We start from the raw sequence: 24768 nt of genomic DNA, 5'->3' as shown, positions 1-24768 counted from the left end.
TCATGTCCTATGCTTAGCAATAAAAAATTGGTGTTTGGCATCACCGGCGGCATCGCTGCTTATAAAACCGCCGAACTCTTGCGTCGCAGCCAGGACCTGGGTGCCCGGATTGATGTCGTCATGACCGAATCGGCCACGCGCTTCATCAGCCCGGTCACCTTCCAGGCCTTATCTGGCCGTACCGTCTACACCGACCTGTGGGATGCGCGTGTTCCCAACAATATGGCCCACATCCAGCTGAGCCGGGATGCGGACGCCATCTTGATCGCCCCCGCCAGCACCAACTTCATGGCCAAGCTGGCCAATGGTCTGGCCGACGACCTGCTCAGCACCTTGTGTATTGCTCGGGGCCATTGCCCCCTGTTGATCGCCCCAGCCATGAACCGAGAAATGTGGCTGCACCCGGCCACCCAACGCAATGTCGAACAACTGCGCCGCGATGGTGTACACATTCTTGGCCCCGGCAGTGGCGACCAAGCCTGTGGTGAAACCGGCGATGGCCGCATGCTGGAACCTGCCCAATTGCTGGCAGAGCTCACGTCCTTCTTTCAGCCCAAGCTGTTGGCGGGCAAACGCGTCCTGATCACCGCTGGCCCGACCAGCGAGCCGATTGACCCGGTGCGCGTCATCAGCAACCGCTCCTCCGGCAAGATGGGTTATGCCATTGCCCGTGCGGCTCAAGAAGCGGGTGCACAAGTGACTCTGGTCTCCGGCCCCGTTGCACTGGAAACGCCCTACCAGGTGCGTCGCATCAACGTGGAAACTGCCCGTCAAATGCACGCCACCGTGATGTCCCAAGTGGACGATGCCGATATCTTCATCAGCGTTGCAGCAGTAGCAGACTGGTACGTCAGCAATGCCAGCGACATCAAGATCAAGAAGACATCCGAACAAGCCACGCCGGACCTGCAATTCAGCCCCAACCCCGACATTCTGGCCGAGGTTGCCGCCCTGAAGAACGGCCCTTTCTGCGTAGGCTTTGCCGCCGAGACCGACAACTTGATCGAGCACGCCCAAGCCAAACGTCAGCGTAAAAATGTGCCTTTGCTGGTTGCCAACCTGGCCCAGCGCGCCATGAACGCCGACGACACCGAACTGGTGCTGTTTGACGAGCAAGGCCATATGCAATGGCCCGCTCAGGATAAACTGCTGGCCGCACGCCAACTGGTGCAAAATATCGCCCAGCGGCTTTAATCCCTTTTCTCTTTTATGATGACGGGCAGCGCTAAAGCAGGTGCGCTGCCTCTTTTTTTCAGGATACCGTCTATGCACCGCCGTATTGAAGCTCGCATCGTCAATGACTTGTTGGGCACCACTATTGAAGCCCCCAGCTATGCCACGGACGGCTCGGCCGCCATGGACCTGCGCGCCTGCCTGAGCGAAGCCGTTACCCTGCCTGCAGGCGGCCGTACGTTGGTTAAAACAGGCCTGGCCATCAATATGATGGACCCTGGCCTGGTCGCCATCGTCGCCTCGCGTTCGGGCCTGTCCCTGAAGCACGGTGTGCGTGTGGCACAAGGTATTGGCGTGATCGATGCCGACTACCACGGCGAGATTGGTGTGATTCTGGCCAATGACAGCGATCAGGATTACGTGATCCAGCCCGGCGAGCGTATCGCCCAACTGATGTTCCAGCCTGTGGTGCAAGTGGCACTGCAGTTTGTGAACGAATTCTCTACCGAAACCGAGCGCGGTACCGGTGGCTTTGGCAGCACGGGCAAGAACTAAGCTCTAAAACTGGAGAAGGACTCGATGCGAAATGCCTTGGCGCAGTCAGCATCGCTCCTTCTTTAGCCCTGATGCTTTGCTTTAAAAACGTAGCAGCGCCACGACTCAGACTTACCCCGGCCAATTTCGGATTCCAATGCCATCTCCAAAAAAAGGTAATTCCAACGCCGAATTACCCACTTCAAATAAAACGGCGGCTCAGCTCCACCCACGCAACCGCCATCAGGGGCGTTACGACTTTGATGCCCTCATCAAAGACACGCCCGAGCTGGCTGAATTCGTTTTTGTGAATCCCTACGGTGATCAAAGCATCAACTTCGCCGATCCGAATGCCGTCAAAACCCTGAATCGTGCTCTTCTGAAGAGTTTTTACGGCATAGCGCATTGGGATATTCCTGCCGATTACCTCTGCCCTCCTATACCGGGCCGGGCCGACTACGTGCACTACCTGGCCGATTTGCTGGCCAACAGCAATAAGGGGACCATTCCCCGTGGTGAGGCAGTACGCGTCCTGGATATTGGCGTGGGCGCAAATGCTATCTACCCATTGATTGGTCATACCGAATATGGCTGGCAGTTTCTAGGGTCCGACATAGACGCTGATGCGCTGACTTCTGCACGAAGCATTATTCACGCGAACCCGGGCTTGTCGGCTGCAATCAAGTTACGTCAGCAGAAATCCCCCAGACATATTTTCAAAGGCCTGCTAGGCGCGAATGATTACTTTGACCTGACGCTGTGCAACCCGCCCTTCCATTCGTCGCAGGAAGAGGCTGAAAGCGGCAGTCAACGTAAATGGCGTGGCTTGGGCAAGGCTGCGCCCAAGCACAATGCTCCTGTGCTGAACTTTGGTGGGCAGAATACGGAGCTCTGGTGCGAAGGCGGTGAGGCGCTTTTCATCCGCCGCATGATCGAAGAAAGCGTGGCGGTAGGCGAGCAAGTGCTTTGGTTCAGTACCTTGGTGTCCAAAGCATCGAACGTACCCAGTGTGTTGAATGCCTTGAAAAAGGCCAAAGCGGTTAAGGTCAAAACCGTAGAAATGACGCAGGGACAAAAGCAAAGCCGCTTCGTCGCCTGGACTTTTCTGGACGCTGCGGCACAAGAGGCTTGGCGCAAGAAGCGCTGGAAGTAGGCTCGTATCAAGTCGGGATGCTCGATACGCTGATGGCACTAGCTGCAATCAGCTACATACTCCAAGCCCCCGACTCCTAAAAGCTTTCACCCAACAACTACGCCCAGTGAACACCAGCCTTAGCGCGCAAACGGATCAATCGTCGGATCACTATTCCAGACATACTCGGTCCAATGCGCAATGCTTTCAGCTTGCTCACGGTTATAGAGCTTCTCGACCAGGGCCAACGCCATATCCGTCCCCGCCGATACCCCCGAGGATGTGACGTACTTGCCATCGAACACCCAGCGGGCCTGCTTTTGCCAAAGCACATCCCCATTCTGAGCCACTGCAAAATCAAACGCCAGCTTGTTGGACGTAGCACGACGCTGCTTCAGAACACCGGCTTTGGCTAATAAGGCCGCCCCCGTACACACCGACACCGTCCACTGGGTTGCCCTGTCCTGCTTCTGAATAAAGGCCAGCATGGCAGGGTTGTTGATTTCGCTACGCGTCCCCATACCGCCGGGAACCATCAGAATGTCGAACTGCGGAGCCGTCTCGAAACTATAAGCGGCCTGTGTCTCTATCCCCTGCGACGAGCGAACCAGCCCACCCTGCTGAGACACCATGACCATCTCGTAATCCGGCATCCCGCCCCACATTTCAACTGGTCCGAATACATCGAGGGTTTCAAACTGATCAAACAGCACAATGCCGATTTGTTTTTTTGTTGTGCACCCTACTGTGCTGTTAGATGTAGTCGACGCTGCCGTACCGCTCATGATGTGCCCCTTCATGGTTGAAACTGAATAACTTAGATCGTAGCTCGTACCAAACCACCATCAATAGATAAATTCTGACCCACGATAAAACCTGCGGCATCACTACACAAGAAAGCACACGCATCACCAAATTCGCTCGGCGTTCCAGCTCGCCCTGCTGGTACTGAGGCAATCAGCTTTTCTGCCACAGCTCCCAACTCCCGCAAGCGATCGCTCATGATGGTGCCGGGCAGCAGGTTATTGATCGCGACGTTATGCTGGGCCACTTCACGAGACACGCTGGCAACGAAGCCAGTCAAGGCCATACGAGCGGCAGTAGACAACTCAAGGTTGGTCACAGGCGAACGGACCGAAACCGAAGTGATATTAACGATACGGCCAAAACGACGGTTCACCATGCCTGGCAACACGGCCTGAATTAACTCTACCGCTGCCAGGAAGTTTTGTTCCAGCGCGGCTTACCAATAAGAGATTTCCAACTGAGCAAAAGGCATAGACGGAGGCCCACCCGCATTGGTCATCAAAATATCGATGTCCGAGCACGCTCCAACTACAGCCAGACTGCCTGCTGCCTGAGAAAGATCGGCGGCAATCCATTGTGCCGCCACGCCCGTCGCCGCTTCAATCTGCTTGGCAGCTGCTTGCAGCTTGTGCTCACTGCGCGAAGCCAGGGTAACCTGCACACCCTCAGCGGCGAGAGCCTGGGCACAAGCCAAACCCAAACACTGGATGCCCCACAGATCAGGGCTCGTCGTCCGGTAATTCCTAAATCCATTTTTTCTCCTTGGCGGACCTTTGCAACGAAATCGTTCGCATGGGAACGCATTCTCGACCCACTGTATTTTTGGATAGCAGAAGCTAGTGATGTTTCCATCGCAACCTGTCAGCTACATCCTGTAGTTGCTATGTTAAAGATTTACAACCACCCAGAGCCCACTCAAAACGCCTAACTACTATTTGCACCACACATATCTGCCAACTCGTAGGCTGGCATAAGTTTCTGCATGCAAAAAAAATAAAATATCACCTAACACCAATGAGCTTTGAGCGCATCTCTACTCTGAGTCTTAAAGACCTTCAAGATAATTTATATACTTGATTACCCATTAAATAAAAAAGCACTCAACGAACAACTACGTGGCTACTTATGAGGCCTGGAGACACATTGCTTGGTCTCAGCTACTATGCGGTCTACTTTCGGCCATAAGACTCCGTTCAACATGCCCTCAACGACTAAGTGTTACAGGCTGATCTAAGCCATCCACAAGCCAGCATCTGAGCGACAACAACTGGCCAGATTACAACCTCCACAGAAGCAGGTGTGCCTCATACGGACTAGCTTCAAGGCACCTGTAATATTCAAGAGAGAAAAATGAGCAAGGCAGGCATCCAATCCAACCGCGGAGATGGTTACCAAACTCTTGTTGCCCTTGAATGGGCTTTAGCCGTTTTATCAGAACCTGAGTATCAATGGCTTGAGGTTGATTCAGTAACATCGGTGGTAGACGATGTAGTGATTGGAAAAGCAGACGGCAGCAAAATTTGCTGCCAATGCAAAAAGAATCAAACTGCATTCAAAGCTTGGTCAATAGTCGACTTGAGCGACGAATTGCATAAAGCGAAGAGCCTGCTTGCCAGCGATAACACAGCGGTGGTGCGTTTTTATTCACGCAACAATTTTGGCAACTTGGCAGCGTTGCGCGAATTCAGCGCCAGCTATGCCGATGAATCTGTCTACCAAGCTAATCTTGGCATTGCACATCAAGAGACGGATACACAGCTAGAAAAACTACTTGCTCTGCAGACTCCAAAGATGTCGACTTACACATTTCTGAGTCGAATACGCTTTGAGGTTAGCCCCGATCTGGAGCGCATGCAGACACTGTTACAAGAACGTTTAGGCCGACTGGTAAGCAATCCTTCAGCGGCCTATAACGCCCTGTGGATCCGTCTAGATTGCCTTGGGATGCGAGTCAACAACGATGGCCACAACTTCGCTATACAGCACCGGCTAACCAAAGCCGATCTCATAGATCTACTGAATCAAGCTGGATCAATGCTGACCCCATCCGTAAATGTGATGGAAATTCGCACTTCATTCCAAAGCACCTCTGCCATTGGACGCATATGGCGCAGAGACATCGGTAACGAGCGTATTCCAAGCCCGTTGATCAACGATATCCTCGCCGCGATTGCAGCCAAGCATCGATCTATCTTGCTGACCGGATTGCCAGGTTCAGGCAAAACCTGCGTAATGCTTGCCTTGCAGGATGAGTTGGAACGGCTCGCCCAAATCCGCTCAGACTTACTGCCGCTGTTTATTCAATCACGCGAGTTTGCAGACTTTGCCACTGCACAAGACCGCCAAGCTCAGGGGCTATCCGAGCAATGGGTTGGCAGGGTTGCGCGCATGGCAGAGGATGCCCATGTTGTGGTGGTCATTGACTCCTTAGATGTTCTTTCCATTGCCCGAGAGCATCAAGTGTTGACGTATTTTCTGGCTCAAATTGATCAGCTTCTTTTGATCCCCAATGTCACCGTCATCACAGCTTGCCGTGACTTTGACCGCGATTACGATCGACGTATTGCACAAAGAACGTGGGATAGCGAATTCACTTGCCAACCATTGGATTGGGACACGGAAATTATCCCGTTGCTTGCCAAACTTGGCATTGACGCGTCCATCACGGATGCAGCTACACGCGAATTAATCCGCAATCCGCGGGAGCTGGCTTTATATGTAGAACTGGCGCAACAAGGCGGCAGCTTCAATGTAGTGACAAGTCAAGCATTAGCACAGCGTTACCTAACAACGATCGTTCAATCCAATAGCGCATTGGGAGATGCTGCGATGCAAGCCATCGAGGCCATGGCCTCGGAAATGCTCAGGCTGCGCAGCTTGGCAGTGCCCAGGCCGCGATTTTCCGCATCTCAAGACACCCTGAGGGCGTTACTCAGCCACAACGTACTAACTGAAATGCAGGACGGACAATTGACGTTTGGGCACCAAACCCTACTGGATGTGCTCGTGATCAGTGGGGCAGAGCGGCAAGGAGTGAGTTTGAATGCGTTCATCCAAAACCTACCGCCCGTGCCTTTTGTGCGTCCCAGCATTCGCAGCTTTATCACGCAACTAGCCACCAGGGATCGACGCGACTTCCGAAAGCAATTACGCACTGTTTTGACGGGCTCGCACGCCTTCCACATTCGCCGCCTAGTGGCGGAGTCTTTTGCGAAGCAAGTTCCCCAAGATGACGACTGGCCATTAATACGCGACCTGAGAGCCACGCATCGAGAAGTTTTTCAAATAATCTACACCCAAGCAATCCGACCGGAATGGCACTATTTTTGGTTCAAGCATCTAGTTCCGATGTTGAGAGATTCGCGAGATGTAGACGGATTGGCGACACATGCACACCTGGTGAAACAGTGGCAAAACGACGATACGGCAGGAGTAGTTGCGTACTGGCTGGAGGTGCTGGCTATGGACGATGTGGACAAAACCCAGTTTGTCCATTCAATGGCACGTAGCATCACCCAAATTCATGTAAATCATTCGGAACTGCTTAAACCCTTACTGCTGATTTTGCTCAAGTTGCCTCGCAGAGATCACAGCTTTCTTGGGCAAGCGCTTGCACACTGTATGAAAGCCGGCAATCTAGATGATTCGGTGTTGTGGGACTACGTTACGGGCGAAGTCAGCGATGAGGATGTACAGGGGTACCACTTTGGCTCGAAACTACGTTGCAAGCCGCATGAATTTGGAAGTAGCAACAATAAGTTTCTTGCAGATCGAATGCAAAAGTCCACCGCTCTATTGGATATGGCCATTGCGTCTATTGAACAATGGAGCCAAATCAAACAATTGCGTTATGGAGAGACACCCGTAAGCTACTGGAGTGGGTTCTTACGTGACACGTCTTACAACGACACACACAGCCAAGTAGACTATCAGCATGTGGATAGCGAACGCATCCTAATGGATGCGGTTGAATCTGCAGTCATACACCATGCAACCACCTACTCTAGTTGGTGGCGAAAAAACTGTGAACGTTTATGTTCCAGCACCGAAGGTGCGTTGCGTTATTTCGCCATCCTCGCATGCACGGCAGCATCGACAAACAACCTCGATGTAATCGAACGCATGTTATGCGACAAACCTTTGCTGCAATCAAATCTTTCATATGAATTGGGTACGCTAATGCGGAGCTCATTTGCACAACTCGATAGTGCGGTGCAGGATGCGATTCAGGCAATTATTCTGAGCCTTCATGAGGAAGATGCTGCCGATCCGACATACCGGCCATGGATGCTGAAAGAGCAAGCGCAACTGATTCTCAGTATCCCATCCCATTTGCGCTCGTCTGCCGCCCAAGAGGTGTTAAATGAATGTGAAAAATCGTTCTGGCCTATAGAGCGCCAACCTGACATTGGTATGCGTGGTGGCATGGTGAGTGCGCCTTTTACTTTTGATGTTTTTCTTTCTGCAAGCGATGACACAGTACTGCGACTATTGGCTCACTACAACGGGTACGACCGAAATTCGTCTGATGATTTTCTAGTGGGCGGAGAACAAGAAGTTGGCAGGCAGTTACATGAAGCCGCTTCACGGCAGCCGACACACTTTTTGCACTTATTACAGACATATTGGGTGCAACTCTCCAATCAATTTCGCGATGACATCATGGGTGGTGTAGCCACCTATTTGGCTTATCGATACGGCAACTTACAAAGTCAAAACGGTTGGACACCCATTGAGGAGCCAGATGTCGCTGCATTGGCGCAGCACATCTTGGATGAATTGGAAAGACACCCAACCCACTGGCACCACAGCCGGACAGCATCAAATGCACTAGAAGCCTGTTCTCACGTAGTTCAAACCACGTTATTTGCTGAAAAACTAGTGTTCTTGACGATCGATTTTTTAACGCTGCAAGAAGAAGGTTCCATTTCTGGAGATTCCGTCGATTTACTTACTATCGGCATCAATATGACACGTGGTCACGTTGTGGAGGCCTTGATGATCATGGTCACGAAGTTGCACGAAAACAACTTGGCTTGGCCTGAACTTCTAACATCAACATTACGCCAATTTGCCGCCGACGAGCACCCCGCGATCCGCGCCCTACTTCTGAGGCGCTTACCCTATTTGCAAAGTCTGCAACCAGACCTAGGCTGGGAGCTGTTTGATCTTGCTATGCAAAAAAGCACCACCAGACTTTGGGCTATGGCCGAGTCATGTTTGTATCACGCTTACCACAGGAAATTTGACATTGTTGCCCCACGGCTGTCACGTCTCTACCGTGATGGTCAAGATAAAGATTTGGAAACCTGGGGACGCATTTCAGCTTTGGCTGCTTTGTCGAAGCATATTAACTTCTCCGTCTTCCTCTCCGAATTGATATCGCGAAACGCCAACCAGGCTTGGCGTGGTGCCGCGAGTGTTTGGACACATCCACAAAATATGCTGCAACATCGTGATCAATGTCTGACAGGTATTCAAGAAGGACTAAGCACTGCAAACCCTGTTGCTATCGCTGTAGCGCGCAAATGCAGAGGCCTTTTTAGAGAAAAAGGACCGCTGATTTCAATACCGACTGAACTAATCAGGCGTTGCTTTACCTTGCTTGGGGCCGAGACTGAATCCACACAAAGAGACATATATGGATTCGATGCATGGTTAAATGCTACATCCGCTCGAGATCCAATGTCTGCGCTGGAATCTACCGAGGCTTATCTGGACTATGTTAGGCGAGCAAGCCTCTATCTGTACGACTATGAGAACAACCTCACACAGCTTCTGACCCGCCTTTTTGCACAGGCTGAAGAGCAGGAAGAATCAGACGCTGGGGCCATGCTGCAACGTGTGGTTGCAGTACAAGATACGTTGCTAGCTTTGGGAGTTAGTGGAGTAAATGACTGGCTTAAATATGCAGAGCGACCATGAGCTATCTCCTCTGAAATAGTCTTTTGTCATCAGCATTCATTAATATTGGCTCTTTAGTAATGAGGTTCATGGACACTAGTCTTCTTTGGTTCGGTAGTATGCGACCAGTCTGGGCCAAAGCGGTCAGCGATAAGCAATAATTATGACGCGGAGAAGTTAAAGTCGCAGCACCTCGTACACCTGATAACCCTCACGTTGCCTGAGGCCATCAACCTCTGCAATCACCGCACAGTAGACGTTGTCCCCTGGCCCGCGAACGGCAGCTTCGGGTCGAAAACCGCAACTCATAAAGTTAACCTCAAACCCCGACCCAATTTCATATAGTTAATTAGAAAGCCAATCAGCCCAAAGTTGATTGGCTTTTTCTCTAAATCTAAATCCTACCTACGCCGCAAAATCCTCTTCTCCCAGATAAGCCGCCCTCACCTTCGGATCATGCAGCAACTGCGCAGCCGGGCCTTCCAGGATAATCCGCCCTGACTCCATCACATATCCCCGATCTCCCAGCTCTAGCGCCAAGCGCGCATTCTGCTCAATCAGTAAAATCGTCACGCCTTCCTTAGCAATCGTCTGGATCAACTCAAAAATCCGTTCGACCATGATGGGAGCCAAGCCCATTGAAGGCTCATCCAGCAACAGCAATGAAGGCCGGGAAATCATCGCCCGTCCCATTGCCACCATCTGCTGTTCCCCACCAGACAAAGTCCCTGCCGATTGCTTCTTACGCTCAGCCAGACGCGGGAACAAGGTATAGATACGCTCGATATCCTGGCGGACTTCGTGGTGGTCCTTGCGGGTATACGCCCCCATGGCCAGGTTTTCTTCGATCGTCAGTTGCGGAAAAATCCCCCGCCCTTCCGGCACCATGACCACACCACGACGTACCAATTGGTGCGACGGCAGGCCGACGATGCTTTCGCCTTGATGTTCAATCTGCCCCGCAGCCGCAGGCACCAGTCCTGTAATGGCTCGCAGTGTGGTGCTTTTACCGGCGCCGTTTGCACCGATCAAGCAAACCAATTCACCCTTACCCACCCGCAGGTCCAGGCCGCGTACCGCCCGGATGCCGCCATAAGCTACATCCAGACCCCGAATATCCAGCATTAACGGCTCTGTGCTCATGCCTTTTCCTCTTCAACGGTAATGCCCAGCTCTTTGGCTGCACCTGCGCCCAGATAGGCTTCGATCACGCGCGGGTTATGTTGGACTTCGGCTGGCTTACCTTCGGCCAGCACTTTGCCGTATTCCAGCACCAGAACCCGGTCACACAGGCCCATAACCAGCTTCATATCGTGTTCGATCAGCAGGACAGTAATGCCGTCACCACGGATTTTTTCTATCAGCTGGCGCAGGACGACGGTCTCGGACGGGTTCATGCCGGCAGCGGGTTCATCCAATGCCAGAAGCATGGGATCGGTTGCCAGTGCGCGGGCGATTTCCAGGCGGCGCTGGTCGCCGTAGGACAAGGAGCGCGCAATCTCGTTAGCGTGCTGGGCAATGCCTACGTAATCCAGCAGCTCGTAGGCGCGGGCCTCGATCTGTTCTTCTTCCTGACGGGTAGCGCGGTTACGCAGCACCGCCCCCAGCACGCCAGCACGGGTGCGGACGTGACGGCCGATCATGACGTTTTCCAGGGCAGACAGGCTGCCGAACAAGCGGATGTTCTGGAAGGTACGGGCAAAGCCGGATTCAGCGATTTGATGCGGTTTGCAATCAGTCAGGTTGCGGCCTGCAAAGGTGCAGCGGCCCGACTCGGGGATGTACAAGCCTGTCATCACGTTGAACAGCGTGGTTTTACCCGCGCCGTTCGGGCCGATCAGACCGTAGATATCGCCCTTGCGAATGCTGAAGCTGACTTCGGACAAGGCCTGCAAACCGCCGAAGCGTTTGGACAAGCCTTCTGCCTGCAACAGCACCTCGCCGTTTTTTACTTGTTGGTTCATGCTCAGACTCATGCTTGCACCTGCTTCATTTTGCGTTCACGACGGCGCACTGCAGAGGGCCACAGGCCTTCGGGGCGATAGATCATGACCAGTACCAGGGCAAAGCCGAACAACAGCATACGGATGCCATCCGGGTCCAGAATCACGTCACCAAACACGCTTTGCTGCAGAGGTACGACGACGGAGCGCAGCAGTTCGGGGAAGACAGATAGCAGCAAAGCGCCAACGATCACGCCGGGGATATGGCCCATACCACCCAGCACCACCATGCACAGCACGGAAATGGACTCGGTCAGGCTGAAACTCTCCGGGCTAACGAAGCCTTGCATGGAGGCAAACAAGCCACCGGCCACACCACCAAACGTTGCACCCATGGCAAAGGCCAGCAGTTTGACGTTACGGGTATTGATGCCCATGGCCTTGGCGGCGATTTCATCTTCGCGAATGGCTTCCCAGGCGCGGCCAATGCGGGAGTGCTGCAAGCGCACGCAGATGAACACAATCAGCAGCGTGATCAGCAGGAGCAGGTAATAGTATTTTTCTGGCCCGGTTATCCGTATGCCAAAGAGGGTTTCCGCCTTGCCAAAGATGAAGTCGCCAATCTTGAAGGTATCGACCCGGTTGATCCCTTGCGGACCGTTGGTGATGTTGACCGGCGCATCCAGGTTGTTCATGAAGATGCGGATAATTTCACCGAAACCCAGGGTCACAATGGCCAGATAGTCGCCCCGCAAGCGCAGAACTGGAAAGCCCAGCAACACACCGAATACGGCGGCCAAGGCGATACCGGCTGGCAGCACCATCCAGAACGGCAGGTGCAGACCAAAATGCGGCGATGCCAGCATGGCCCAGACGTACGCCCCTACGGCATAGAAAGCGATATAGCCCAAGTCCAGCAGACCGGCAAAACCCACCACGATGTTCAGGCCCAGGGCCAGCATCACGTACAGCAAGGCAAAGTTAAGGGTGCGGATCCAGCTTTGCCCCGCCATGCCCAGCACGAAGGGCAAAATGGCCAGCACCACACCAATCAGCAGCGCACCGACCCAGACTTTAGCGGGCGTTGCGGGGCGCTGTTTGGAGCCAGCGCCACTTAATGTTTGATTCAGACTCATGCGCGATCTCCCACACGTTCACCCAACAGGCCCGAGGGACGGAAAATCAGCACCAAGATCAGCACGATAAAAGAGAACACATCCTGATAGTTACTGCCAAAGACCCCATTGGTCAGGTCGCCGATATAGCCCGCGCCCAGAGCTTCGATCAAGCCCAGCAGCAAGCCACCCAGCATGGCACCACCCAAGTTGCCAATGCCCCCTAGAACGGCGGCGGTAAAGGCTTTCAGGCCCAGCATGAAGCCCATGGTGTATTGGGCGACACCGTAGTAAGTCACGATCATCACACCTGCGACGGCAGCCAGGGCCGAGCCGATCACAAAGGCAGCAGAAATCACGGTATTGATGTTCACGCCCATCAAGCCAGCTACTTCGCGGTTCTGGGCAGTTGCACGCATGGCGGTGCCCAGACGGGTGCGGTGCACCAGCACCATCAAGCCGGACATGATCGCGGCGGCACCGCCAATAATCAGAATCTGCAGCAAGCTGATACGCGCGTCACCCAACTGAAACACCATGGGTTCAATAATGTGCGGGAAGCTCAGGTAATTGCGCCCCCAGATCATCATGGCCAGGTTCTGCACAATAAAGGACACACCAATAGCGGTAATCAGTGCGGCCAAACGAGGCGCACGACGCAAGGGGCGATACGCATAACGCTCGGCAGTCCAGCCTATGCCCATGCAGACGGGGATAGCGGCCAAAAGGGCCAGCCCCACCATCAACCAGGCGGACAGGCCTGCCGGGTCCGCGCCGACCAGCGATAACACCACTGTCGTGGCCAACATCGCCCCAACCATGACTACATCACCATGCGCAAAATTAATCAGGCCAATAATTCCATACACCATGGTGTAGCCCAGCGCCACCAAGGCGTAGACACTGCCCACGGTCAGGCCATTTATTAGTTGTTGTATCAGGATTTCCATAGATTGGGACTCGTGGTCATTGCTCCCTGCCCCGGCGCACAGCGATAGAACAGGGAGCGTGGGCCTGCCAAACACAGGCCACGGTAAAGATGAGCCCCGAAGGGCTCAAACTGCAGGATCAAGCGTGCTTAGTTAGCCTGACTGACCATGGTTTTCACCATCGTCCACTTGCCATCTTTAACTTCGTAGATGGTGACGGCGATTTCTTTCAGGTCGCCATTCTGGTCGTAGGCAATGTTGCTGCTGGTTGCGCCGTTGCGTTTCAATGCGGCCAGTTTGGGCAGGTAGTCTTCTGCCTTGGAAGAACCGGCTTCCTTCATGGCGGTGATCATGTTCCAGGCGCCGTCGTAGGCATACGGAGCGTAAACACCGGGCTCAGCCTTGAAGCGGGCCTGGTAGTCTTTGGCGAATTTCTCGCCAGCCGCCATGGTGGACAGAGGAACACCTGCCAGGGAGGCGTAGGTGCCGTCAGCGGCTGCACCGGCCAGACGCAGGAAGGTGTCGCTGCGCGTCATTTCGCCCGAAACCAGCGGGGCCTTGATGTCCAGCGTCTGCATCTGACGCTTCATCGGGCCGGACTGCGCATCCAGACCACCAAAGAAGATGGCATCGGGCGCCTTGGACTTGATGTTGGTCAGAATGGAGGTGAAGTCGTTGGCTTTGTCCGTGGTGTATTCACGGGCCACGATCTGACCACCGGCTTTTTCTACCGCACGGGCAACCTGGTCAGTCAGACCTTGGCCGTAAGCGGTACGGTCGTCGATCAGTGCCACTTTCTTGGCTGCCAGATCCTTGACGATGAACTGACCCACAGCGGCACCTTGCTGGGTGTCGCTGGTCATCATGCGGAAGGTGTTGTCGTAACCTTGCTGGGTGTACTCAGGTGAGGTTGCCATGGCGATCTGGGGGATGCCCGCGTCGTTGTAGACACGCGAAGCAGGGATCGTGGTGCCCGAGTTGAAGTGGCCCAATACGCCATCCACACCGTCGTCCACAATTTGCTGGGCGACCTGGACCGCTGTACGCGGGTCAGCCTGGTCATCCTTGGCCACCAGTTCAAAACGGGCGGTTGCGCCATCAATTTCAATTTTCTGGGCGTTGGCTTCTTCCAGAGCCAGCACCAGACCATTGCGCATGTCTTCACCGTAGTGAGCCTGCGGGCCGGTCAAGGGGGCGGAAAAGCCCAGCTTGATTACCTTGTCAGCGGCAAAGACGGGGCTAGCCGCCAGTGCACCAAAAACCGCGGTCGAAACCAAGGCCAATTTAAAGCTCGTGATGGACTGCATATTGTTCTCCTTCGTTTTTTAATATAGCCGCGCTACATGTCGGCCCGTGCCGTGAGAATGAACGCAGGGCCGCCGCTCCAGGTGAAATGTGCGACCAAACGTGTGCATAGAAATGGGTGCCATCTGATGTCAACCAACCATCATCAAACTGGCATTGCCCCCAGCTGCCGCTGTATTGGTACTGACCGAGACTTCGCGCAACAAACGCTCGACGAGGTAAGTCGCGCCCCCCTCCAATTCCTGCGTCAACAGCCCTTGAACCCCAACAATGGGGCCACGGCGCTCAGCCACTTGTCCCAATACTTGCCGGAGTTCGTCGCTGTCGCCTTCAAACAAAACAGCATCATAATCTGCCTCACCCAAATCGGACATGGCAATTTGCTCAGCAGGCGCGTCCTGCCAGCCACCCAGACCTAAACGGTCCAGCAAGATGGCCTGGTTGCCGCTGCGTGCGCAGGCCTCGCGCTGAGCTTGCCAGCCGTGCACGCTGACAGGCATGCACAGAACGCGACCTCGTGGGTGCAACTGATAAATATTGGACTCGCCCGTCGGACCAGGCAAGACAGCGCCCTGCTCCTGCCAAGCTTGCAAAGGCAGGTTCTGCGGGCAACGGCTAAGCAGTCGGCGCAGGTACAAGGGGCCGCCTGCTTTGGGGCCGGTACCCGACAAGCCTTCACCACCGAAAGGCTGTACACCCACCACCGCACCCACCATATTGCGGTTCACATAGACGTTACCGGCGTGAATGCGCGAAACGACACGCTCCACGGTTTCATCCAGACGAGTGTGCACGCCAAAGGTCAGTCCGTAACCACGTTCGTTGATCTGATTGATCAGGCTGTCCAGCTCGCTGCGCTTGAAGCGCATCACGTGCAGAACGGGGCCGAAAATTTCGCGCTCCAGATCCTTGACCTGCTCGATCTCGATAATGGTCGGCAAGACAAACGTACCTGTCAGGCTTCGGCTTTGTTCACTTTGGGTGATACGAAAACCAGCCTCGCGCATGGCGCTGATGTGCTCTTCGATACCGGAGCGGGCTTCTTCATCAATCACCGGCCCCACATCGGTACTGAGCAGATCGGGATTGCCCACACTCAGTTCCTGCATAGCACCGTTAAGCATATTCAGCACACGCTCGGCCACATCTTCCTGGATGCACAGCAGGCGCAAGGCCGAACAACGCTGACCGGCCGAGTCGAAAGCAGAATTCAGCACATCAAACACCACCTGCTCAGGCAAGGCCGAGCTGTCGACCACCATGGCATTCAAGCCACCAGTTTCTGCAATCAGCGGGACGGCCTGACCGTCTGCCGTCAGGCGTTTAGCCAATTGACGATTCAAGCCCATGGCAACGGCGGTCGAGCCGGTAAACATCACAGCATTAACCTTCTCACTGGCCGCCAAAGGCGCGCCCACGGATGGGCCATCACCAGGCAGGAGCTGCAAGGCACCGGGAGCAATCCCTGCCTTGTGCAGCAGCTCGACAGCCGCCGCCGCAATCAGGCAGGTTTGTTCAGCAGGCTTGGCCAGGACGACGTTGCCTGCAGCCAGAGCCGCCGAGACCTGACCCAGGAAAATAGCCAAGGGGAAGTTCCAGGGGCTGATACACAGCACCACACCGACGGGACGATATTCGTCATTATCAAAGTCGCGCAGAACCTGTCCGGCGTAGTAACGCAGGAAATCCACGGCTTCACGCACTTCGGCAATCGCATTCGCATAGGACTTGCCAGCTTCACGCACCAGCAGGCCCATCAAGTCCTGCATATTGTCTTCCAGCAGTTGGGCGGCTTGCTGCAAGGCGGCGGCGCGTTCTTCTACCGGCGTGGCCTGCCAGATCGGTGCATAGTGGCTGGCGGCGTCCAAAGCCTGCTCCACATCCTGTGCAGTGGCAAACATGACCTGCCCCACTACGTCCTGATGATTGGCTGGATTACGCACAATCGTTGCCTTGGACTCGTCCCAGACCGGATTGCCCTGCCCCAGGATAGGCTGAGCCTGACGTGGCAAGGCAGCGGTTTGCATCAAGGTAGCGGCCAAAGAACCCAGGCGGTGCTCGTTGCTTAAATCCAGGCCAGCCGAGTTCAAGCGCTGCTCCGCCTCCCAGTACAACTGGCGCGGCAACGGAATCTTGTCATGTGGTCGACCCAAGGGTTGCAGGCTCAGGGCCTGAGCCACGGGGTCGGCAATCAGCTGCTCCATGTTCACATCGGCATCGCCAATCTGATTCACGAAAGAGGTGTTGGCACCGTTTTCCAGGAGACGACGCACCAGATACGCCAGCAAGGTTTCGTGAGAACCAACGGGTGCATAGATACGGCAAGGACGGTTCAGCTTGCCGTCCTTGATCGGGCCGACTACCTCGTCGTACAGGTCCTCGCCCATGCCGTGCAGGCACTGGAACTCATATTGGCCGGTGTAGTAGTTCTGACCTGCCATCACGTAAATGGCGGCCAGGGTTTGTGCATTGTGTGTCGCAAACTGCGGGTAAACGGCTTCCGGAGCCTGCAAGAGCTTGCGAGCGCAAGCCAGGTAAGACACATCCGTGTGCACCTTGCGGGTGTAGACGGGGTAGTCTTCCAGACCATCAACCTGGGCACGTTTGATTTCCGAATCCCAGTACGCGCCTTTCACCAGGCGCAGCATCAAGCGGTGACCGCTGCGGCGGGCCAGATCAATCAAGTAATCGATGACAAAGGGTGCCCGCTTTTGATAAGCCTGCACCACAAAGCCAATGCCGTTCCAACCTGCCAAAGACGGGTCAAAGCACAGCTTGTCCAGCAGATCCAGGGACACTTCCAGGCGGTCTGCTTCTTCGGCGTCAATATTCAGGCCCACATCGTAGTGATGCGCCAATTGTGCCAAGGACAACAAGCGCGGGAACAACTCCCGCATGACGCGATCGCGCTGGGAACGGCTGTAACGTGGGTGCAGTGCGGACAGCTTGATGGAAATGCCGGGGCCTTCGTAAATCCCACGACCCTGGCTGGCACGACCAATCGCGTGGATGGCCTGCTCGTAAGCCTGGTAGTAACGTTGCGCGTCTTCCGCTGTCGTCGCGGCCTCACCCAACATGTCGTAGGAATAACGGAAGCCCTGCTCTTCAAACTTGCGGCTATTGGCCAGTGCCGAGGCAATGGTTTGGCCAGTCACAAACTGTTCGCCCATCATGCGCATGGCAACGTCCACGCCTTTACGGATCAGGGGCTCGCCACCCTTGCCGATCATGCGGGTCAAGGCGGAGGACAAATTCTTTTCACTATTTACACTGACCAAGCGCCCCGTCAGCATCAGGCCCCAGGTGGCGGCATTCACAAACAACGAGGGGGACTCGCCCATGTGTGCACGCCAATCGCCGTGGCTGATTTTGTCGCGAATCAAGGCATCGCGTGTCGCGCGGTCAGGGATACGCAGCAAGGCCTCTGCCAGACACATCAGGGCAACGCCTTCCTGGCTGGACAAGGAGAATTCCTGGATCAGACCTTCTACGCCGCCGCCACGGCGCTTGGCGCGCAAGGCTTTAACCAGACGAGCGGCCAACTCCTGGGCACGCGCACTTTGAGAAGAACGCGCTGCACTCAGGAGCAAAGGCAAACAGTCGGTTTCTGGGCGGCGGTAGGCGGCGGTAATGGCTGCGCGCAACACACTTTGCGGTTGCACATCCTGTGCAAAGCCGTAAAACGGGATGGAAGGCATGAGTACACCTTCTTCGGCGGCTTCGGAGTCCCCCCCGCTTAGCAGCGCCAATTCGCTGGGCAACACACCGCGCTCGATTCCTTCGATATAGGACAGCAAGGCCTGCTTATGCAGCCAATGCGGGGTGCACTGCAACTGATCCGCCGCACGCCGCAGGCGCTCGCGCAGTTCTATATCGACTTTAATCCCTAAGGTTGTGCTCGCCATGCTTCTTATCCCGGTTACGCTTTGTTGACTGCGATAAGCCGAAATAATACTGACGGTTAACCAAAATTCGTATTCAGGTTAACCCGCACAGGAAAAAGTTAACCAAAAGGGTTAACTGACGCAGAGCATGGCTTTGCTCAGGTTAACCGGGACAGGTTTACCTTGCATTTGTGCGGCCAGTGCATCTGCCCAGCGCTGCTGCAATTGGCGATGCGCCTGCACCAGTTCTGGCACAGAGGACGCAGGCTCGGAGTCCAGCCAGCGGCATTGCTGGACCTTCCCCTCAAAGCCAACTGGCGTCAGTGTCCAGCTCAACTCCAGGGTAGCGCGTTCGCCATAGACAGATTCGAAGCGCTGTACCAGCACATCGATCTGCCACAGCGGTGTTTTCGGAGCAGCGCTGGCCAACTGGGGAACGCCCAGGCGATCCTGCAAACCAGACGCCAAAGCCAAGGACATTTCATCAGGTAAAGGTGAGGCCCACTGGCTATCGTTGAGCAAGTTGACTTGCCCACCCGCAGTCTGCGTCAGCACAAAGGATCGACGATCCAATTGAGCAGGCACATCCATGCGTCGCAGCTGAAAGCCCTTCCACACTTGCGTGGAAGGAGCCGCAGCCGCCGGAGCGGCATTGGACGCTTGCAAGGTGTAGTAAGTGGGCGTGGTCGAGGCGCAAGCCGTCAGCAAACCGGCGAACGCCACGGGAATCAGAAAACGAGACATCATGGCGCAGGCTCCGGCAGCACGTCAGGGGAACGACCTCGCAGGACCGCCGAGGGCTGGCTTTGCAAGGTATCGCTTAAATCACGCAGGGATCGCAAGGAGCGCTTCAGCTCGCTCAAGGTTTGATCCACAGAAGTATTGAAGGAAGAATCCGAATCCAGCATGGCACCCAGTTTCTGAACAGCGGCATCCATGGACTTGAGAGCGCCATTGAGCTGCGGCACCGTCGTCTTGTCCAGTTGCTTGAGCACCTGACCCAGCTCCGTGAGCCCGCTTTGCAGATTCTTGCCGATCTGATCGAACGGGATAGCAGCAATCTTGGTAACGATATCGCTGACCTGCTCCTGCAAACGGTCGAAGTCGCCCGCAATGACGGGCACCACCAATGGCTTGGCGTTTTCATCGAAGTCCGCTTCAGGCGCTTTGTCGAAGAACTCCAGGGCAATGTACTGCTGGCCCGTAATCAGGCTGGCAGGACGCAATTGACCACGCAGACCACGCTCAACCATCGGTTTGAACAAGGCGCTCATTGGATCTTTCTCGTCCGGTCTAGCCTCCACCACCCGCTCGTACAGGCGGCCAAAACGCTGCGGATAGATACGTGCCTTCACCAGGGCAAAGAAGCGCTTACGCTCAAAATCAAACTCCAGATCCACATCGTAGACCTGCCCCAGCTCCAAGCCCCGGAACTCCACCTTGGAGCCCGGCACCAGGCCACGCACGGACTGATGGAAATGGAAGCGCAATTCAACCGCGGGACCATCCGGCTCAGCCATCGCGCGCTCTTGTGTGGGGAACAGTTCGTATTGCGAATCAGCCTGAGCAATATCCGTAGGCTCGCCTTCCATCTGATCAAAGGCCAGACCTCCTGCCAAGGCAGAGACCAAGGAATGCGTACGCACATTAAAGCCGGTGGAATCCAGCGACATATTGACGCCGCTGACGTTCCAGAAGCGCGAGCCCTGCGTCACGAATTTGTCGTTAGGAGCATCGACAAACACCTGCACACGCACGCCATTACCTTCTTCGTTCAGCTCATAACTGCTGACTTGCCCAACCTGTATGCCCTTGTAGTACAAGGGCGAACCCAGATCCAGCGAGCCCAATTCGGGCGCAGTCAACACGTAACGCTTACCAGCACGGCCACTGGTTACTTCCGGCGGACTTTCTAGGCCCACAAAGTCCAGTTGCTCGCCTTTTTTATTCACTTCAAAAGGCGCGTCCACACCGATATAAACACCCGACAACAAGGTGCCCAGACCGGAGACCCCACTTAAGCCCAAACGCGGGCGCACCACCCAGAACCGCGTGTCTTTTTGGGTAATGAACTCGGAGCCATCACGCTCGAGCTGCGCCGTGACCAAAACCCCTTTTCGATCCGGAGACACCTGAATGTCCGAAATCGTACCCACATCCACTTCGCGATAACGTAGCTTGGTTTGATCCACGGCCAAGCCCTCGGCTGAATCAAAGCTGATCGTGATACGCGGTCCGGTCAACATCCAGTTTCGCAGCACCAAAGACGCCCCCACCACGGCGGCGGCTATGGGCAAAATCCAGATCCAGGAGAATCGGGATCGCTTGGCAGGAATCAGTCTAGGCTGCGCGGGCTCGGTCTGACCGTCAGGCTGATTAGTTGTAGGATCGTGCACCTTGTTTCCTTCAGGAAGTCGCCTGTGAGGCAGGCGGAGACGGCGTAGTTTGCGGTTCTATTATTGGTTCTTCGTGGGTATCCTGGTCCCAGCCTTGGCGAGGGTCGTAGCTAAGCGCGGCCAGCATGGTCAAAACCACCACCATGCCAAAGCTCAAGGCCCCCGCTCCAGGAATAATCTGCGACAAGCCTGGGAAGTTGGCCAGTGCTGCCATCAGAACCACCACGAATACGTCCAGCATGGACCATTGCCCAATCAGCTCGACCATGTCGTAAATGCGATTGCGTTGACGCTGTACAGCATTGCCATGCCAACGACGCCCCAACAAAAGAATCATCAAAGCCAGCAGTTTGGTGATGGGGACCACAATACTGGCGATGAACACGATCAATGCCAAGTCCCAGGAGCCCAGTTGCCAGAGTTCAATGACCCCACCCAGAATCGTATGCGCGCTACTGCCTAAAATGCTGCGCAGCTCCATGACAGGCAGGACATTGGCGGGAATATAGAACACGCAGGCCGTCAACACCAGAGCGGCCACCCGTGTGCGGCTATTGGGCTTGCGTTTATGCACAGTTGCACCACAACGGTCACAGTCCGGTTTCTGACTGGACTGCACGAAGCCACAGTGGGTACAGGCACTCCAGGTTGGATGCTCTTTCAAGACCTGCCGGGTCGAAACCGGCACCAGATCACGATCCTCTGCCCAGCGCCACAAGCGCCCCGCCGTAATACGGCTCAAGCCGGTCAGCAGGAAGGTCAGAGCAAAAAAGGCGTACAGACCTGGCGCAATCGTCAAATGCCCGATCCCGGCAAATTTCACCATGGCCACAATCAAGCCCAGGAACAGCACAGCCGTCATGGACCAATGCTCCAGATGGCTCAAGGCCCGCAGCCCAATACCGAAATCGCCCGGCAAGGGCTTTTCCCTGGCAATCAGGCCCAAGGCCCAGAACTGGAAAATCAGTTGAAACAACGGCAGCCAGAATCCCACCAACCCCGCCATGACGGACAAGCCCCAATACCCCTGCTGCCAGATCAGCAACAGGGCTTTGGGAAACGTGGGCGACACTGTTTTACCCGCCATGCTCAGATAGACGACGGGAAACAGATTGGCAATCAGAAAAAGGATAAAAACCGCCAAGACCAGCGCTTGCCATTCACGTGGTGAAAAGCGGCTGTGGCGGTAAAGTTCAGTATCGCAACGCACACAACGAGCGAGCCCCGCTCCTTGAACGGGGACTCGCTCGTGTACGGTGTCACAGTGCGTACAGACGATTAAGGGGCGCGATGCCCTCACGGCTTAGTCGACTAATTCCGGCTCGGGACGCGAAGAGGCCTTGCTACCGGGCTCATCAGGTCCTGAAGAAGGATATTCCAGTACCACCTCGCCGTTCTCGTCCAGATCCACCTCGACCTGGCCACCATCGACCAGACGACCAAACAGCAGCTCGTCGGCCAGGGCACGGCGAATAGTGTCCTGAATAAGCCTGTGCATGGGGCGGGCACCCATGGCTGGGTCGAAGCCCTTGGCAGCCAGATGTTCGCGCAAGGCGTCCGAGAAGGACACTTCGACGCGCTTCTCGTGCAGCTGGTTTTCCAGCTGCATCAGGAACTTGTCCACCACGCGCAGGATAATGTCGCGCGACAAAGGCTTGAAGCCAATGATCGCATCCAGACGGTTACGGAACTCTGGCGAGAAGTGACGCTTGATATCCTGCATTTCATCACCCGAGCGCTGGGGCTGGGTAAAGCCAATGCTGGTCTTGTTCAGCGCTTCGGCTCCGGCGTTCGTGGTCATGATCAGGATGACGTTGCGGAAATCGGCCTTGCGACCGTTGTTATCCGTCAGCGTGCCGTGGTCCATCACCTGCAGCAGAATGTTGTAGACGTCCGGGTGCGCTTTCTCGATTTCGTCCAGCAGCAGCACGCAGTGCGGCTGTTTGGTAACGGCTTCGGTCAGCAAACCACCCTGATCGAAACCGACGTAACCAGGAGGAGCACCGATCAGGCGCGACACGGTGTGACGCTCCATGTATTCGGACATGTCAAAGCGCAGCAGCTCTACGCCCAGCACAAAGGCCAACTGACGCGCCACTTCGGTTTTACCCACGCCGGTCGGACCGGAGAACAGGAAGGAACCAATAGGCTTGTCAGGCAGACCCAGGCCAGAGCGCGCCATCTTGATGGCAGCTGCCAAGGCGTCAATGGCTACATCCTGACCAAACACCACCGATTTCAGATCGCGGGCCAGGGTTGCCAGCTTGTTGCGATCATCACTGGAGACCGTCTGGGGCGGAATGCGTGCAATACGCGAAACCGTTGCCTGGATGTCGGCCTTGCCGATAACCTTTTTCTGCTTGGAACGTGGCAGCAAGCGCTGCGCTGCACCAGCCTCGTCGATCACGTCGATGGCCTTGTCCGGCAAAAAGCGGTCGTTGATATAACGGGCGGACAACTCCGCTGCCGCCGTCAGGGCCGCCGCCGAGTAACGTACACCGTGGTGCTCTTCAAAATTGGACTTCAAACCACGCAGAATCTGGATGGTCTGCTCCACTGTCGGCTCAGCCACATCAATTTTCTGAAAGCGACGCGACAAGGCGTGGTCTTTTTCGAAAATTCCGCGGTATTCCGAGTAGGTGGTCGCACCCAGACACTTGAGCTGACCGGAAGACAGCGCAGGTTTGAGCAGGTTGGACGCATCCAGCGTACCGCCCGAAGCCGAGCCGGCTCCGATCAGTGTGTGGATTTCGTCGATAAACAAAATGGACTGTGCCGTTTCCTTGAGCTGCTTGAGCACCGCCTTCAGACGTTGCTCGAAGTCGCCCCGATATTTGGTACCGGCCAGCAAGGCACCCATATCCAGCGCGTAAACACGCGCTTCACTAAGAATATCCGGGACGTCACCACGCTGAATGCGCAGCGCCAAGCCTTCGGCAATCGCGGTTTTACCCACGCCAGCCTCCCCGACCAGCAAGGGGTTGTTCTTGCGGCGGCGGCACAGCACCTGGATGACACGCTCCACTTCCTTTTCACGGCCAATCAAGGGATCAATGCGACCCAGGCTGGCTTCGGTATTCAGGTCTGTAGCGTACAGATCCAGAGGGGACTTCTGGGCGTCCGAGCGCGTGTCGGCTTCCGCAGCAGCGGCGGCCTTGGGTGGCTCGGGGGCAGCAGGTTCCGGATTGGCCTTGGTGATACCGTGCGAGAGGAAATTGACAACATCCAGGCGCGAGACACCTTGTTGCTGCAAGTAATACACCGCATGCGAGTCTTTTTCCCCGTACATCGCCACCAGCACATTGGCACCGGAAACGACATTTTTACCGGAGTTGCTGGACGATACGTGCATGATGGCACGCTGTATCACACGCTGAAAGCCCAGCGTGGGTTGGGTATCGACCTCGCCTTCACCAGGGAAAGTGGGCGTATTTTCGTTAATGAATTTACGCAGATTCTGGCGCAGTGCATCAATATCGGCAGCACATGCTTTCAACACTTCCAGCGTGGAGGCGTTATCGAGCAGGGACAACAGCAGATGCTCTACCGTGATGAATTCATGGCGCGCGGCACGAGCCTCGACAAAGGCCATGTGTAGACTGACTTCAAGTTCTTCGGAGATCATGCTTCCTCCTACACGGCAAGA

At 55.3% G+C, this 24768-nt stretch carries 15 protein-coding genes and 1 pseudogene; 4 read left to right on the top strand and 12 right to left on the bottom strand.

The window, feature by feature from the left end; genetic code table 11:
• The first annotated feature begins 9 nt into the window (after positions 1 to 9).
• The 3 genes from coaBC (at position 10) to rlmF (ending at position 2860) form a co-directional block, all read left to right on the top strand.
• On the top strand, positions 10 to 1194 hold the full coding sequence (gene coaBC / locus NBV64_RS08065) for a bifunctional phosphopantothenoylcysteine decarboxylase/phosphopantothenate--cysteine ligase CoaBC (RefSeq protein ID WP_250757046.1): 1185 nt from the start codon (positions 10 to 12) through the stop codon (positions 1192 to 1194).
• A 72-nt stretch (positions 1195 to 1266) separates the two neighbouring features.
• Complete coding sequence (gene dut, locus NBV64_RS08060; RefSeq protein ID WP_042487854.1) at positions 1267 to 1728, top strand: dUTP diphosphatase; 462 nt, start codon at positions 1267 to 1269, stop codon at positions 1726 to 1728.
• Between the two features lie 136 nt (positions 1729 to 1864).
• A complete protein-coding gene (gene rlmF, locus NBV64_RS08055) occupies positions 1865 to 2860 on the top strand; it encodes a 23S rRNA (adenine(1618)-N(6))-methyltransferase RlmF (protein WP_250757045.1) in 996 nt (331 codons plus the stop codon).
• 119 nt (positions 2861 to 2979) lie between these two features.
• Here rlmF and NBV64_RS08050 read toward each other — a convergent pair whose 3' ends face one another.
• Positions 2980 to 3624 (bottom strand): DJ-1/PfpI family protein, encoded by a 645-nt coding sequence (locus NBV64_RS08050; RefSeq protein WP_250757044.1) that lies wholly within the window; start codon positions 3622 to 3624, stop codon positions 2980 to 2982.
• 32 nt (positions 3625 to 3656) lie between these two features.
• Positions 3657 to 4399: pseudogene (locus NBV64_RS08045) on the bottom strand (SDR family oxidoreductase).
• A 597-nt stretch (positions 4400 to 4996) separates the two neighbouring features.
• On the opposite strand from NBV64_RS08045, the gene NBV64_RS08040 reads away from it, so the two are divergent.
• The gene (locus tag NBV64_RS08040) at positions 4997 to 9571 is read left to right on the top strand and encodes an AAA family ATPase (RefSeq protein WP_250757043.1); all 4575 of its coding nucleotides are present in this window, start codon (positions 4997 to 4999) and stop codon (positions 9569 to 9571) included.
• 384 nt (positions 9572 to 9955) lie between these two features.
• On the opposite strand, the gene NBV64_RS08035 is transcribed toward NBV64_RS08040, so the two are convergent.
• From NBV64_RS08035 to clpA, 10 genes are all read right to left on the bottom strand, one after another.
• A complete protein-coding gene (locus tag NBV64_RS08035; RefSeq protein ID WP_021446747.1) occupies positions 9956 to 10693 on the bottom strand; it encodes an ABC transporter ATP-binding protein in 738 nt (245 codons plus the stop codon).
• On the bottom strand, positions 10690 to 11526 hold the full coding sequence (locus NBV64_RS08030; protein WP_250757042.1) for an ABC transporter ATP-binding protein: 837 nt from the start codon (positions 11524 to 11526) through the stop codon (positions 10690 to 10692). Before NBV64_RS08030 ends, NBV64_RS08035 begins: the two co-directional genes overlap by 4 nt.
• Complete coding sequence (locus NBV64_RS08025) at positions 11523 to 12629, bottom strand: ABC transporter permease subunit (RefSeq protein ID WP_021446748.1); 1107 nt, start codon at positions 12627 to 12629, stop codon at positions 11523 to 11525. The genes NBV64_RS08030 and NBV64_RS08025 overlap by 4 nt, the downstream gene beginning before the upstream one ends.
• Complete coding sequence (locus NBV64_RS08020) at positions 12626 to 13558, bottom strand: branched-chain amino acid ABC transporter permease (protein ID WP_021446749.1); 933 nt, start codon at positions 13556 to 13558, stop codon at positions 12626 to 12628. The genes NBV64_RS08025 and NBV64_RS08020 overlap by 4 nt, the downstream gene beginning before the upstream one ends.
• A 128-nt stretch (positions 13559 to 13686) precedes the next feature.
• On the bottom strand, positions 13687 to 14844 hold the full coding sequence (locus NBV64_RS08015; protein WP_137430884.1) for a branched-chain amino acid ABC transporter substrate-binding protein: 1158 nt from the start codon (positions 14842 to 14844) through the stop codon (positions 13687 to 13689).
• Positions 14845 to 14973: 129 nt separating this feature from the next.
• A complete protein-coding gene (gene putA, locus NBV64_RS08010; RefSeq protein WP_021446750.1) occupies positions 14974 to 18747 on the bottom strand; it encodes a trifunctional transcriptional regulator/proline dehydrogenase/L-glutamate gamma-semialdehyde dehydrogenase in 3774 nt (1257 codons plus the stop codon).
• Positions 18748 to 18858: 111 nt separating this feature from the next.
• A complete protein-coding gene (locus tag NBV64_RS08005; RefSeq protein ID WP_009455706.1) occupies positions 18859 to 19473 on the bottom strand; it encodes a PqiC family protein in 615 nt (204 codons plus the stop codon).
• Positions 19470 to 21122 carry a PqiB family protein gene (locus NBV64_RS08000; protein ID WP_250757041.1) on the bottom strand — a complete coding sequence of 551 codons (1653 nt, stop codon included), beginning with the start codon at positions 21120 to 21122 and terminating at the stop codon, positions 19470 to 19472. The genes NBV64_RS08005 and NBV64_RS08000 overlap by 4 nt, the downstream gene beginning before the upstream one ends.
• A gap of 10 nt (positions 21123 to 21132) precedes the next feature.
• Positions 21133 to 22332 (bottom strand): paraquat-inducible protein A, encoded by a 1200-nt coding sequence (locus NBV64_RS07995; RefSeq protein WP_009455702.1) that lies wholly within the window; start codon positions 22330 to 22332, stop codon positions 21133 to 21135.
• A gap of 93 nt (positions 22333 to 22425) precedes the next feature.
• Positions 22426 to 24747, bottom strand: a complete 2322-nt coding sequence (clpA, locus tag NBV64_RS07990) for an ATP-dependent Clp protease ATP-binding subunit ClpA (RefSeq protein WP_035268183.1) — start codon at positions 24745 to 24747, stop codon at positions 22426 to 22428.
• Positions 24748 to 24768: the final 21 nt, after the last annotated feature.

It is taken from the genome of Alcaligenes sp. DN25, from assembly GCF_023674485.1.
GTDB lineage: Bacteria > Pseudomonadota > Gammaproteobacteria > Burkholderiales > Burkholderiaceae_B > Alcaligenes > Alcaligenes phenolicus.
This window is presented reverse-complemented; position numbering and strand designations above follow the sequence as displayed.